Annotated in this window: 1 protein-coding gene; it reads right to left on the minus strand. The window is 55.9% G+C overall.

Features of this window, described 5'->3' with window-relative positions:
* Positions 1 to 350, minus strand: a 350-nt coding sequence (locus BEB54_RS28285) for a DNA methyltransferase (RefSeq protein WP_105282350.1), incomplete at its 3' end; no start/stop codon positions are given.
* Between the last annotated feature and the right edge of the window lie 85 nt (positions 351 to 435).

Below are 435 nucleotides of genomic sequence, written 5' to 3' on the forward strand. Positions count from 1 at the left end.
ATGTAGGCGCATTCGTGGCGATAGCCCACATATGCGGCCTTCGATGTGTAGTTTTTGGTGAAGACCAGGTGACCAACAACGCTGAATCCCGCATTTTTCCAGGCGGCCATAAAGCGATCGACGCGGTTCCAGCCGTAGAAGCTCACCATTAACGCGTCTTTTTTCAGTACGCGGAACATTTCATTACAGGCCGGTTGCAGCCACTCATCGGTTTTATCGCCGGCGATGGTGCGCCCGGAACGGTCACGGAAACCGACGAGATATGGCGGGTCGGTGAGGATGAAATCAATGGCGTTATCAGGGATACGGGCCATAACATCGATGCAGTTACCGAGGACAAAACGGGACATACCAAACTCCTTCTCTTACAGAGGGCACCGGGAGGGCACCCCTGTGGTGCCCGTTCCCCGCTGCCTGTGGGCTGTTCACCGCGTC

It is taken from the genome of Escherichia sp. MOD1-EC6021 (genome assembly GCF_002965245.1).
Taxonomy (GTDB): domain Bacteria; phylum Pseudomonadota; class Gammaproteobacteria; order Enterobacterales; family Enterobacteriaceae; genus Escherichia; species Escherichia coli_F.